Consider the following 13,377-nt stretch of genomic DNA (forward strand, 5'->3'; position numbering starts at 1 on the left):
TGCGATTCCGCTGTCGTGCGCCGATCCGCTACATTTTGTCACAAATTCCGCAACACCGTGGCAGGCTTTTTGTTCAATGCCAGCAGCGTGCCGGCGAGCCCGAGCCCGACGGTGACGACCAGCGCCGCCGCGACCACCCCGGCCGCACTGCCGGCCTGCCAGACGAAGCTCAGCGTCATCAGCCGCGTTACGATCATCCAGGCAGCCAGGCTGCCGGCGATCACGCCGAACAATGCGGTGGCGAGCCCGATCAGGAGATATTCGAGCGCATAGGCGCCGAGCAGCCGCAGCCTTGTCGCACCCAGCGTTTTCAGGATCACGGCATCGTAGACCCGGTGGCGATGGCCGGCAGCGAGCGCCCCGCCCAGCACCAGGATCGCCGAGATCAGGGTCACGGCACTGGCGCCGCGGATCGCCAGCGCCAGATTTGTCACCACCGAGCCGACCGTCTCCATCACCTCGCGTACGCGCACGCTCGTCACCATCGGATAGGCGTCGGCGACCTGCTTGATGATCTTGCCGTCGCCCGTCGCGGTTCCCCCGGATTCCGTCAGGGTCGCGATGTGGGTGTGCGGAGCGCCCTTGAAGGCGTTCGGCGAGAACACCAGAACGAAATTGATGCCGAGCCCCTGCCAGTCGATGGTGCGCAGATTGCCGATTCGGGCGGGAATGTCGCGGCCGAGCACGTTGACCACGACCTCGTCGCCGAGCTTGAGGCCCAATCCGTCGGCGATTTTCTTCTCCATCGAGACCAGAATCGGGCCGGAATAATCGGGGCTCCACCATTCGCCCTCGACCACCTTGGAGCCCTTCGGCAGCTCGCCGGTATAGGTCAGGCCGCGGTCGCTCTGCAGCACCCATTCGGAATCGGTTGTGGGCTTGAGCTCCTCGGCGCGGACCCCGCGCGCGCCGACGATGCGTCCGCGCAGCATCGGCACGTCCTCGACCGTCGCGCCGGGCGCGATCTGGCGCAGGTAGAGGTCGAACTGCGCCGCCTGCGCGCTCGGAATGTCGATGAAAAAGAACGACGGCGCGCGATCGGGCAGCGCCGCCAGGAACTGCCGGCGCAGATTGCCGTCGATCTGGGTGATGGTGACGAGCACGGCAAGGCCGAGGCCCAGCGACAGCACGACCGAGGGCGTCAGCGCGCCGGGCCGGTGGATGTTCGCGATCGCGAGCCGCAGCATCGGCAGCCGTGTCCGCGGTAATCGCCGCGCGATGGCCATCAGGAGGACAGCGATGCCGCGCAGCAGCGCGAACACCACGACGGAAGAAGCCACGAACACCGCGGCGATGCGCTTGTCGAACGACAGTCCGATCACGACGGCGATCAGCAGAGCGATCACCACGCCCATGAACACGAGATAGCCCGCGCGCGGCCGGTGCCATTCCGAGCTGATGGTGTCGCGGAACAGTGCCGCCACCGGCACGTCGTGAACGCGCCCGAGCGGCCACAGGCCGAAGGCGAGCGCGGTGAGCAGGCCATAGACAAAGGACAGCGTGAGCTCGTCGGCATGCACGGCCGGCACCACCGGCAGCGGCAGCAGTTTGCCGAACAGGCCGACGATCGCGAACGGCATGGCGGCGCCGAGCGCAAGGCCGATCACCGAGCCGATGCCTGCGAGCAGCAGAACCTGCGCGAGATAGATGCCGAACACGTCGCGCCCGGTGGCGCCGACGGCCTTGAGGGCGGCGATCACTTCGAGGCGGCGGTCGATATGGCTCTTCACGGCATTGGCGACACCGACGCCGCCGACCAGCAGCGCGGCAAGGCCGACGAGTGTCAGGAACTGCGTGAAGCGGTTGATGTTGCGTTCGAGCTGCGGCGAGGCGTTGGAGCGGCTGCGAATCTCCCAGCCGGCCTGCGGCGCGGCGCTGCGGGCATCCGCGATGAAGGCATCGGTGGCGCGCTCGTTGTTGGCGATTTCGGGCAGCTTCACCCGGTAGACCCAACGCACCAGGCTGCCGGGCTGGATCAGGCCGGTGGCGCGCAGGCCCGCCTGGCTGATCAGGAAGCGCGGGCCGAAGCCGATGCCGCCGGCGAGCTTGTCCGGCTCGGCCTCGACGGTCGAGCGGATCTGGAAGGTCGCGGAGCCGATGGTGACGCGGTCGCCAGTCTTCAGCGACAAGCGTGCCAGCAGCGTCGGATCGGCTGCCGCTCCGAACGCGCCGTCGCGCTCCGCGAGCAGGTCGGACATCGGCAGCTGCGGCGCCAGCGTCAGCTGGCCCAGCATCGGATAGGTGTCGTCGACCGCCTTCATCTCGACCAAAGCGAGCTGGCCGTCGGCCGCGCGGGCCATGCCGCGCAAGGTGGCGGCCGTGGAGACGGTGCCGCGCGAGCGCAGGAAGGCGACCTCTTCGGGCTTGGCCTCGCGCTGGAACAGCACGAAGGAGACGTCGCCGCCGAGCAGCGTGCGGCCCTCGCGGGCGAGGCCGTCGGACAGGCTCGCCGACACCGAGCCGACACCGGCAATCGCCATCACGCCGAGCGCGATGCAGGCGATGAAGACGTAAAAGCCGCGCAAGCCCCCGCGCAATTCGCGCAGCGCGTAACGCAGCGACAGCGCGACGCCGTTCGGCTTCGCGAACGATTCTGCGGCGATGCTCATGCCGGCGCTGTCTGCGTGTCGATGCGGCCCGATCGCAGGCGGATCACTCGATCGCAGCGATGCGCGAGCGAGGAATCGTGCGTCACCAGCACCAGCGTCATGCCGCGCTCGGCATGTTTGCTGAACAGGAGATCGACGATCTGGTGTCCGGTGGCCTCGTCGAGATTGCCGGTCGGCTCGTCGGCCACGAGGATGGCGGGATCGGGCGCGAGCGCGCGCGCCAGCGCCACGCGCTGCTGCTCGCCGCCGGAGAGCTGCGTCGGATAATGATGCAGACGATCGCCGAGACCGACGGATTGCAGCTCCTGCGCCGCGCGCTTCGCGGCGTCGGGATTGCCGGCAAGCTCGAGCGGCACCGCAACGTTCTCCAGTGCCGTCATGGTCGGGATCAGGTGGAAGGACTGGAAGACGATGCCGACCTGGCGGCCGCGGAAGCGGGCCAGCGCGTCCTCGTCGAGGGCATTGAAAGGCGTGCCTGAGACCACCACCTCTCCGCTATCAGGACGCTCCAGCCCCGCCATCACCATCAGCAGCGTGGATTTGCCCGAGCCTGACGGGCCGATCAGGCCGATCGTCTCGCTACGGCCGACCCGCAGGCTGATATCCTTGAGAATGTGAACGCGTGCCGCGCCCGTGCCCAATGAGAGATTGACGTTGGAGATGGCGATGGTGTCCGCGGTAGCGGCGAGCGAAGAGGGTTCGATGCGAGTGTCCATGGTCCGGTCATATGGCAAGTCCGATAGCGCGGTCGAGAGGCGTTACCGATTCTTCATGCACATAGCCGTGTTGATGCTCGTCTTCATGACAATGGCGAACCAGGCTTGGGCGGAGGCGACAAAACCGGTCAAGCTCGTCGTCCTCGGCGATTCCCTGAGCGCCGGTCTTGGCCTTCCGGCCCAGGAGGCGTTCCCCCAGAAGCTCCAAAAGGCTTTGCGGGCCAAGGGTATAGAGGTCGACATGACCAATGCCGGCGTGTCCGGCGACACCACCTCCGGCGGGCGCGACCGGCTCGACTGGTCGGTCCCCGAAGGAACCGATGGGGTGATCGTCGAGCTCGGCGCCAACGACGCCCTGCGCGGCATCGATCCCGATCTGGCACGGGCCGCGCTCACCGACATCGTGCAGCGGCTGAAGGCGCGAAAGATCGCGGTGATGTTGTGCGGCATGGTGGCGCCGCCGAATTACGGCGCCGACTATGCCGCGCGCTTCAATTCGATTTATCCGGATCTGGCGAAACGGTTCGACGTGCCGCTCTATCCGTTCTTCCTCGAGGGCGTTGCAGCCGACGCTAAGCTCAACCAGGCCGATGGCATTCATCCGACTGCCGCGGGCGTCGACATCATCGTCGGCAACGTCATGCCCACGGTCGAGGCATTCCTTGGCACGATCGCTGGGCAACGGCGTTGAAACGCAGGCAGCGCTCTCGGTAATTCCCAGGGTTTTACCGGGGTGAGGCCGGCTCCGCTTCGCAGAGTCACACAACTGCGATAGGAATCAGGGTACCGGTGATTCGTCGCCGGCTCTAATTTGGATATGATCCTGCTCGAAGGATCGTACCCAAGCATCGGGAGTGCGAAACGATGCCGCGTTTGTTCACGGGTCTGGAAATTCCGGCCGAGATCGGCCAGTCGCTTTCCAACTTGAGGGGCGGCCTTCCCGGCGCCCGATGGATCGATCCCGAAAATTATCACGTCACCTTGCGCTTCATCGGCGATATCGACGGCGTCTCCGCCAACGAGATCGCCTCGTTGCTGTTTCGCGTCGACCGCAAGCCCTTCGAGGTCAAGGTGCAGGGCCTCACCAGCTTCGGCGGCCGCAAGCCACGCGCCGTCGTTGCGACCATCGCACCGAGCAAGCCGCTGATGGAATTGCAGGCCGAGCTCGAACGCATGATGCAGCGGATCGGTCTCAATCCGGAAGGCCGCAAGTTCATCCCGCACGTCACGCTGGCCCGCCTGCACGACGCCACCGACCGCGACGTCGCCGATTATCTGTCGCTGCGCGGCTACTTCCCCAGCAAGGCGTTCACGGCCGAGCGTTTCGTTCTGTTCTCGTCGCGGGCCTCGACGGGCGGCGGGCCGTATGTGGTCGAGGATGCGTACGAGCTGTGTGAGTGATGTAGTTCTCCTGCCCCGGACGCGGTGCAGCGCGTAGCGTTGCGCCGCAGAGCCGGGGCCCATCGCTCTACCGTCAATGTACGAAATAGTTGGTCCCGGCTCTGCGGAGCGGCACTTCGCGCCGCACCGCGTCCGGGACACGGAACGCATAGCGCCTCGCACCAATTGACGGCTTGCAATTTGCCGCGGTCTCTGGCGGTAAAGGGGCATGCTCTCGACCCCCAGTTCCCCCTTCAGCGAAGCCTATCAGGCCCAGATCGCCTCCGGCGCCATCGAGCCGGATGCCGCGCAGGCCGAGGTCGCCGAAGCCTATGCGGCGCTCGATCTGCGGCTTGCGAACTACAGGCCGCAGCGCAAGCAGGGGCTGCTCGCCCGCCTGTTCAGCAGCGACAAGGACGAGGCCCCGCGCGGGCTCTACATCCATGGCGAGGTCGGCCGCGGCAAGACCATGCTGATGGACCTGTTCTTCCAGCACGCGACCGTAGAGCACAAGCGGCGCGCGCATTTCCACGAATTCATGGCCGATGTGCATGAGCGCATCTACGACTACCGGCAGAGCATCGCGCGCGGCGAGATCGCCGACGGCGACGTCATCGCGCTGACCGCGAATGCGATCTTCGAGGAAAGCTGGCTGCTCTGCTTCGACGAATTCCACGTCACCGACATTGCCGACGCGATGATCCTCGGACGCCTGTTCGCGAAGTTGTTCGAGCTCGGCACCGTCGTGGTGGCGACCTCCAACGTCGCGCCCGACGATCTCTACAAGGGCGGCCTGAACCGTTCGCTGTTCCTGCCCTTCATCAAGCAGATCACCGATCACATGGACGTCGCGCGGCTCGACGCGCGCACCGACTTCCGGCTGGAAAAGTTGCAGGGCGTGCCGATGTGGCTGACGCCGGCGGACGCCGATGCGGACGCCGCGCTCGACCGCGCCTGGTCGCGGATGTCGGGCGGCGCCAAATGCCGCTCGCGCGACATTTCGATCAAGGGCCGCATCCTGCACGTGCCGTGCTCGGCCCACGGCGTCGCGCGGTTTTCCTTCGCCGACCTCTGCGAGAAGCCGCTCGGCGCATCGGATTACCTCAGGCTGGCGCACGATTATCACACCATCCTGGTCGACCGTATTCCAGTGATGGACTTCTCCCAGCGCAACGCCGCCAAGCGCTTCATCACGCTGATCGACACGCTCTATGACAATGCGGTGAAGCTGATGGCCTCGGCCGACGCCAACCCGATCTCGCTGTACCTTGCCCATGAGGGCAACGAGGCCATGGAGTTCAAGCGGACGGCCTCGCGGCTGATCGAGATGAGCTCGGAATCCTATCTGGCACTGGCGCACGGCCGCAAGGATTCCACCGCCAGCGGCTCCACCAAGGGCCTGGTAGAGACTTAAGTCCTATTCCCGCCGTCATTCCGGGGCGTCGCGAAGCGACGAGCCCGGAATCCATTCATCAGCGCGTTCTGCCGCCCGATGGATTCCGGGCTCGCGCTTCGCGCGCCCCGGAATGACGTGCCCGGTATGGCTGCTATCGCGCCAAGCCCGACAATTGGGCATCCGGCGACTTGAACGGGGGAGGCGAAAGGGATAACCACCCTCTCAGTTTTCCCACTCCTTACGTGTCTAAAGGACAGGCTCACATGGCGCGCGACAAGATTGCTTTGATTGGCTCCGGTCAGATCGGCGGAACGCTGGCTCACCTCATCGGCCTGAAAGAACTGGGCGACGTCGTGATGTTCGACATCGCCGAGGGCGTGCCGCAGGGCAAGGCGCTCGACATCGCGCAGTCCTCGCCGGTCGACGGCTTCGACGCGCACTACACCGGCGCCAACTCCTACGAAGCGCTCGACAACGCCAAGGTCTGCATCGTCACCGCCGGCGTGCCGCGCAAGCCCGGCATGAGCCGCGACGACCTCCTCTCCATCAACCTCAAGGTCATGGAGCAGGTCGGCGCCGGCATCAAGAAGTACGCGCCCGACGCTTTCGTCATCTGCATCACCAACCCGCTCGACGCGATGGTCTGGGCACTGCAGAAGGCGAGCGGTCTGCCGCACAAGAAGGTCGTCGGCATGGCCGGCGTGCTGGATTCGTCGCGCTTCCGCTACTTCCTGGCCGACGAATTCAACGTCTCGGTCGAAGACGTCACCGCCTTCGTGCTCGGCGGCCACGGCGACACCATGGTGCCGCTGGTGAAGTATTCCACCGTCGCCGGCATCCCGCTGCCCGACCTCGTCAAGATGGGCTGGACCTCGCAGGCGCGCCTCGACGAGATCGTCGACCGCACCCGCAACGGCGGCGCCGAGATCGTCAATCTGCTCAAGACCGGCTCGGCCTTCTACGCCCCGGCCGCCTCGGCGATAGCGATGGCCGAGAGCTATCTGCGTGACAAGAAGCGCGTGCTGGCCTCGGCCGCCTACCTCAACGGCGAATACGGCGTGAAGGACATGTATGTCGGCGTACCCGTCGTGATCGGCTCCAAGGGCGTCGAGCGCGTCGTCGAGATCGAGCTCGCCGGCAAGGACCGCGAGGCCTTCGACAAGTCGGTCGGCGCCGTGCAGGGTCTGGTCGACGCCTGCAAGAAGATCGCCCCCGATCTTCTCGGCCGCTAAGCGCCAGATACTTCCCGCCGAAGCCCGAAAACCGGTCTTCGGCGGTTTCATTTCCGGGGCCCGGTTGTCGGGACAGGCCCCGGGTCGGCAGTCCAGATCGATGTCAAAGAATCCGGGTTGCAGTTCCTGTGGTATATGGTATGCCAGCCACAAGACTGAGGTGGGCCCCTAGAGGTCACCGCCCGCGGGTTCAGGGAGCGACCATATGAATATCCATGAATATCAGGCCAAGGCGCTGCTGGGTGAATTCGGCGTGCCGATCTCCAAGGGCGTTCCGGTCCTCAAGGCCGCCGACGCGGACGCCGCCGCCAAGGCGTTGCCGGGTCCGGTCTATGTGGTGAAGAGCCAGATCCACGCCGGCGGCCGCGGCAAGGGCAAGTTCAAGGAAGCCTCGGCCGGCGACAAGGGCGGCGTCCGCATCGCCAAGTCGGCCGCGGAAGTCTCCGAGTTCGCCAAGCAGATGCTGGGCGCGACGCTCGTGACCATCCAGACCGGCCCCGCCGGCAAGCAGGTCAACCGCCTCTACATCGAGGACGGCTCGGACATCGACAAGGAATTCTATCTCTCGCTCCTGGTTGACCGCGAGACCTCGCGCGTCTCGTTCGTCGTCTCGACCGAAGGCGGCGTCAACATCGAGGACGTCGCGCACAACAATCCCGAGAAGATCGTCACCTTCTCCGTCGATCCCGCCACCGGCATCATGGGCCATCACGGCCGCACCGTCGCCAACGCGCTGAAGCTCTCCGGTGATCTCGCCAAGCAGGCCGAGAAGCTCACCGCGCAGCTCTACGCGGCCTTCATCGCCAAGGACATGGCGATGCTGGAGATCAACCCGTTGGTCGTGACCAAGCAGGGCCAGCTCCGCGTGCTCGACGCCAAGGTGTCGTTCGACGACAACGCGCTGTTCCGTCATCCCGAGGTGCTCGCGCTGCGCGACGAGACCGAGGAAGACGCCAAGGAAATCGAGGCGTCCAAATACGACCTCAACTACGTCACCCTCGACGGCAACATCGGCTGCATGGTCAACGGCGCAGGTCTTGCCATGGCGACGATGGACATCATCAAGCTCTACGGCATGTCGCCGGCGAATTTCCTCGATGTCGGCGGCAGCGCCAGCAAGGAGAAGGTCGCAGCCGCCTTCAAGATCATCACCGCCGATCCCAACGTGAAGGGCATCCTGGTCAACATCTTCGGCGGCATCATGAAGTGCGACGTGATCGCCGAGGGCGTCACGGCTGCGGTGCGTGAAGTCGGCCTCAGCGTGCCCCTGGTGGTCCGCCTCGAAGGCACCAATGTCGAGCTCGGCAAGAAGATCATCCGTGAATCCGGACTGAACGTGGTGCCGGCCGACAATCTCGACGACGCCGCGCAGAAGATCGTGAAGGCCGTCAAGGGAGGCTAACGCCATGGCCCAGGACCATCTCGCCGCATCATCTCCGCTTCCCGAGCACGCGCGTCTTTCCGCGTTCGCCGGCGAATGGGATGGCGAAGAGGTGGTCTTCCCGTCACGCTGGACGGCGGGCGGGCCGGCAACCTCGCGCACCGTCGCGCGCATGGACCTCAATGGGTTTTACCTGATCCAGGACAGTGTCCAGATGCGCGACGGCAAGCAGGTCTTCGCCACCCACGGCATCTTCACTTTCGACCGCGACGACCGGACCTACAAACTGTTTTGGTACGACTCGCTCGGTTACACGCCGCCTTCGCCCGCTTCCGGCGGGTGGGTCGGCAAGACCCTGACGCTGGTGCGCGGCTCGCTCCGCGGCAATGCGCGCCACGTCTACGAAATCATCGACGACAATTCCTATTCGTTGAAGATCCAGTTCTCGCCGGACGCGGAAGGTTGGGCCGACGTGCTCACCGGCGTCTACCGCCGCATCCACTGACCCTCTCACTCCGTTAGTTTCGCGAAAGCAGACCTCATGTCCATCCTGATCGACAAGAACACCAAGGTCATCTGCCAGGGCTTCACCGGCAAGAACGGCACCTTCCACTCGGAGGCCGCGATCGCCTACGGCACCAAGATGGTCGGCGGCACCTCGCCGGGCAAAGGCGGCTCGACCCATCTGGGCCTGCCGGTGTTCGACACCGTGCGCGATGCGCGTGAGAAGACCGGCGCCGACGCCTCGGTGATCTACGTTCCGCCGCCGGGCGCGGCCGACGCGATCTGCGAAGCCATCGACGCCGAGATCCCGCTGATCGTCTGCATCACCGAGGGCATTCCCGTCATCGACATGGTCCGCGTGAAGCGTTCTCTGGCCGGCTCCAAGTCGCGCCTGATCGGGCCGAACTGCCCGGGCGTCATGACCGCCGGCGAGTGCAAGATCGGCATCATGCCCGCCAACATCTTCAAGACCGGCTCGGTCGGCATCGTCTCCCGCTCGGGCACGCTGACCTATGAAGCCGTGTTCCAGACCTCCCAGGAAGGCCTCGGCCAGACCACCGCGGTCGGCATCGGCGGCGACCCGGTCAAGGGAACCGAGTTCATCGACGTCCTCGAAATGCTGCTGGCCGACCCCAAGACCGAGTCGATCATCATGATCGGTGAGATCGGCGGTTCCGCCGAGGAAGACGCCGCCCAGTTCCTCAAGGACGAGGCCAAGCGCGGCCGCAAGAAGCCGATGGTCGGTTTCATCGCCGGCGTCACCGCCCCTCCCGGCCGCCGCATGGGCCACGCCGGCGCGATCATTTCGGGCGGCAAGGGTGATGCCGGTTCCAAGACCGAGGCGATGAAATCGGCAGGTATTACAGTGTCCCCGTCGCCCGCCCGCCTCGGCCATACGCTTGCCGAAAAGTTGAAAGGCTAATTCACTTCTTCGTACTTTTCCGGGCGAAGTTTCGCAGCAAATAGGGTAAAGGGTGCCTGTCGCGCCGAGCCTCTGCCGGGGAGCTCGGTGCCAGCGCCGTTTGTTATGCGCGAACCGAAATCGCCAGGAACTCAAGTATGTCTCGCCAGGACGCGAACGCAGCCTTTGCCCTGTCATCCTTTTTGCAGGGCACCAACGCCACCTACATCGACGAAATCTACGCCCGCTACCAGAAGGACCCCTCCTCGGTCGACGCCGAGTGGCAGGAGTTCTTCAAGAGCCTGAACGACGCCCCTGCTGACATCAGCAAGAACGCGGAAGGGCCGTCCTGGGAACGCGACAACTGGCCGCTGACCCCGCAGGACGACCTGACCTCCGCCCTCGACGGCAATTGGGCCGAAGTCGAGAAGGCGGTGGGTGCCAAGATCGCCGCCAAGGCGCAGGCCAAGACGGGCGACAAGGGCGCCAGCCTCTCCTCCGCCGACCTGCTCCAGGCCACGCGCGACTCGGTCCGCGCCCTGATGCTGATCCGCTCCTACCGCATGCGCGGCCACTTCCACGCCAAGCTCGATCCGCTCGGCATCGAAGCCCCGCGCAACCGCGAAGAGCTCGATCCCCGCACCTACGGCTTCAGCGAAGCCGATTTCGACCGCAAGATCTTCCTCGATCACGTGCTCGGCCTCGAATATGGCAGCTTGCGCGAGATCACCGCGATCTGCGAGCGCACCTACTGCCAGACGCTCGGCGTCGAGTTCATGCACATCAGCAATGCCGCGCAGAAGGCCTGGATCCAGGAGCGCATCGAGGGTCCGGACAAGGAGATCTCGTTCACCCGCGAGGGTCGCCGCGCCATCCTGATGAAGCTGATCGAAGCCGAGGGCTTCGAGAAGTTCTGCGACACCAAGTTCACCGGCACCAAGCGCTTCGGCCTCGACGGCGGCGAATCCCTGATCCCCGCGCTCGAGCAGATCATCAAGCGCGGCGGCAATCTCGGCGTGAAGGAAATCGTGCTGGGCATGCCGCACCGCGGTCGCCTCAACGTGCTGACGCAGGTGATGGGCAAGGCGCACCGCGCGCTGTTCCACGAATTCAAGGGCGGCTCGGCCAACCCTGACGCGGTCGAAGGCTCGGGCGACGTCAAGTACCACCTCGGCGCGTCCTCGGACCGCGAGTTCGACGGCAACCGCATCCATCTGTCGCTGACCGCCAATCCCTCGCATCTCGAGATCGTCGATCCCGTCGTGCTCGGCAAGGTCCGCGCCAAGCAGGACCAGCACGGCGATCCCCCGGATATGCGTATCTCGGTGCTGCCGCTGCTGATGCATGGCGACGCCGCCTTCGCCGGCCAGGGCGTGGTCGCGGAGTGCTTCGGCCTCTCCGACCTGAAGGGCTACCGCACCGGCGGCTCCGTCCATTTCATCGTCAACAACCAGATCGGCTTCACCACCTATCCGCGTTACTCGCGCTCCTCGCCCTATCCGTCGGATGTGGCGAAGATGATCGACGCGCCGATCTTCCATGTGAACGGCGACGATCCCGAAGCCGTGGTGTTCGCGGCCAAGGTCGCGATCGAGTTCCGGCAGAAATTCCACAAGCCCGTCGTCATCGACATGTTCTGCTACCGCAGGCATGGCCATAACGAGGGCGACGAACCGGCGTTCACCCAGCCGGTGATGTACAAGAAGATCGCGGCGCATCCGTCCACGCTGGAGCTCTATGCTCGCCGTCTGGTCAGCGAAGGCGTGCTGACCGAGGGTGAGGTCGACAAGGCCAAGGCCGACTGGCGCGCACGGCTCGACGCCGAGCTCGAAGCCGGTTCCGGCTACAAGCCCAACAAGGCCGATTGGCTCGACGGCAAGTGGGCGGGCTTCAAGATCGCCGACCAGGAAGAAGATGCGCGGCGAGGCGTGACCGGCGTCGACATCGCCGCCCTGAAGGATATCGGCCGCAAGATCACCAAGGTGCCGGACGGCTTCCGTGCCCACCGCACCATCCAGCGTTTCCTCGAGAACCGCTCGAAGGCGATCGACAGCGGCAACGGCATCGACTGGGCGACCGGCGAAGCGCTGGCGTTCTGCACGCTGCTGAACGAGAAGCACCATGTCCGCCTGTCCGGACAGGACTCCGAGCGCGGCACCTTCTCGCAGCGCCACTCCGTCCTGATCGACCAGGAGGACGAGAGCCGCTACACGCCGTTCAACCATCTCGGCAACGAGCAGGGCCATTACGAGGTCATCAACTCGCTGCTGTCGGAAGAAGCCGTACTTGGTTTCGAATACGGCTACTCGCTCGCCGAGCCGAATACGCTGACACTGTGGGAAGCCCAGTTCGGCGACTTCGCCAACGGTGCGCAGGTCGTGTTCGACCAGTTCATCTCCTCGGGCGAGCGCAAATGGCTGCGCATGTCCGGTCTCGTCTGCCTCCTGCCGCACGGCTATGAGGGCCAGGGACCGGAGCACTCCTCGGCGCGCCTCGAGCGTTACCTGCAGATGTGCGCGGAAGACAACATGCAGGTGGTCTATCCGACCACGCCGGCGAACTACTTCCACGTGCTGCGCCGGCAGCTTCATCGCGAGATCCGCAAGCCGCTGATCCTGATGACGCCGAAGTCGCTGCTGCGCCACAAGCGGGCGGTTTCGCGTCTCGAGGAGCTCGCGAAGGGAACGACGTTCCATCGCATCCTGTACGATGACGCCCAGATGCTGCCGAACGAGGCCGTCAAGCTCGTCCCGGACGAGAAGCTCCGCCGCATCGTGCTGTGCTCCGGCAAGGTCTATTACGACCTTTACGAGGAGCGCGAGAAGCGCGGCATCGACGACATCTACCTGATGCGCGTCGAGCAGCTCTATCCGGTGCCGCTGAAGGCGCTGGTGGCCGAGCTGTCGCGCTTCAAGAAGGCCGAAGTGGTGTGGTGCCAGGAAGAGCCCCGCAACATGGGTGCCTGGCACTTCATCGAGCCCTATCTGGAATGGGTGCTGAACCAGGTGAACGGTGCGAGCCGGCGTCCGCGTTATGTCGGCCGCGCCGCTTCCGCCGCGACCGCGACTGGCCTGATGTCCAAGCATCAGGCGCAGTTGAAGGCGTTCCTGGACGAAGCACTGAGCTGAGAAGTTTTTAAAGACGTCGTCATGCCCCGCGGAGGCGGGGCATCCAGTACTCCGCGCCGCCTGTGATTGTCACGGACGGCACGGCGCGTTGGATCGCCCGGCCCCGTGCGCCACCGCGCACAAGGCGGGC

10 protein-coding genes are annotated in these 13,377 nt (G+C 65.3%); 8 read left to right on the forward strand and 2 right to left on the reverse strand.

What is annotated here, in order from left to right; all coding sequences use genetic code 11:
• Nucleotides 1-38: 38 nt before the first annotated feature.
• Entirely contained in the window at nt 39-2,609 is a 2,571-nt protein-coding gene (locus tag QRQ56_RS15050; protein WP_438741104.1) for an ABC transporter permease, read from the reverse strand.
• Nucleotides 2,606-3,325, reverse strand: coding sequence for an ABC transporter ATP-binding protein (locus QRQ56_RS15055; protein ID WP_438741106.1), 720 nt, complete (start codon nt 3,323-3,325; stop codon nt 2,606-2,608). The genes QRQ56_RS15050 and QRQ56_RS15055 overlap by 4 nt, the downstream gene beginning before the upstream one ends.
• 55 nt (nt 3,326-3,380) lie before the next feature.
• Here QRQ56_RS15055 and QRQ56_RS15060 point away from each other — a divergent pair, with 55 nt between their 5' ends.
• The 8 genes from QRQ56_RS15060 to QRQ56_RS15095 all read left to right on the forward strand — a co-directional run bounded on the left by QRQ56_RS15060 (nt 3,381) and on the right by QRQ56_RS15095 (nt 13,247).
• The gene (locus QRQ56_RS15060) at nt 3,381-4,016 is read left to right on the forward strand and encodes an arylesterase (RefSeq protein ID WP_438741485.1); all 636 of its coding nucleotides are present in this window, start codon (nt 3,381-3,383) and stop codon (nt 4,014-4,016) included.
• Between the two features lie 173 nt (nt 4,017-4,189).
• Nucleotides 4,190-4,726, forward strand: a complete 537-nt coding sequence (thpR, locus tag QRQ56_RS15065; RefSeq protein ID WP_438741108.1) for an RNA 2',3'-cyclic phosphodiesterase — start codon at nt 4,190-4,192, stop codon at nt 4,724-4,726.
• Nucleotides 4,727-4,934: 208 nt separating this feature from the next.
• On the forward strand, nt 4,935-6,119 hold the full coding sequence (gene zapE / locus QRQ56_RS15070) for a cell division protein ZapE (RefSeq protein ID WP_438741109.1): 1,185 nt from the start codon (nt 4,935-4,937) through the stop codon (nt 6,117-6,119).
• Between the two features lie 245 nt (nt 6,120-6,364).
• Nucleotides 6,365-7,333: a malate dehydrogenase gene (mdh, locus tag QRQ56_RS15075; RefSeq protein ID WP_027533317.1), complete on the forward strand. Its 969-nt coding sequence runs from the start codon at nt 6,365-6,367 to the stop codon at nt 7,331-7,333.
• Nucleotides 7,334-7,538: 205 nt separating this feature from the next.
• Nucleotides 7,539-8,735: an ADP-forming succinate--CoA ligase subunit beta gene (gene sucC, locus QRQ56_RS15080; protein ID WP_438741110.1), complete on the forward strand. Its 1,197-nt coding sequence runs from the start codon at nt 7,539-7,541 to the stop codon at nt 8,733-8,735.
• A gap of 4 nt (nt 8,736-8,739) precedes the next feature.
• On the forward strand, nt 8,740-9,219 hold the full coding sequence (locus QRQ56_RS15085) for a DUF1579 family protein (RefSeq protein WP_008538937.1): 480 nt from the start codon (nt 8,740-8,742) through the stop codon (nt 9,217-9,219).
• 36 nt (nt 9,220-9,255) lie between these two features.
• Nucleotides 9,256-10,140 carry a succinate--CoA ligase subunit alpha gene (sucD, locus tag QRQ56_RS15090; RefSeq protein WP_035702902.1) on the forward strand — a complete coding sequence of 295 codons (885 nt, stop codon included), beginning with the start codon at nt 9,256-9,258 and terminating at the stop codon, nt 10,138-10,140.
• Nucleotides 10,141-10,277: 137 nt separating this feature from the next.
• Nucleotides 10,278-13,247 (forward strand): 2-oxoglutarate dehydrogenase E1 component, encoded by a 2,970-nt coding sequence (locus tag QRQ56_RS15095; RefSeq protein WP_438741112.1) that lies wholly within the window; start codon nt 10,278-10,280, stop codon nt 13,245-13,247.
• The last annotated feature ends 130 nt before the right edge of the window (nt 13,248-13,377 follow it).

Source organism: Bradyrhizobium sp. U531 (assembly GCF_051710265.1).
In the GTDB taxonomy this organism is placed as follows: domain Bacteria; phylum Pseudomonadota; class Alphaproteobacteria; order Rhizobiales; family Xanthobacteraceae; genus Bradyrhizobium.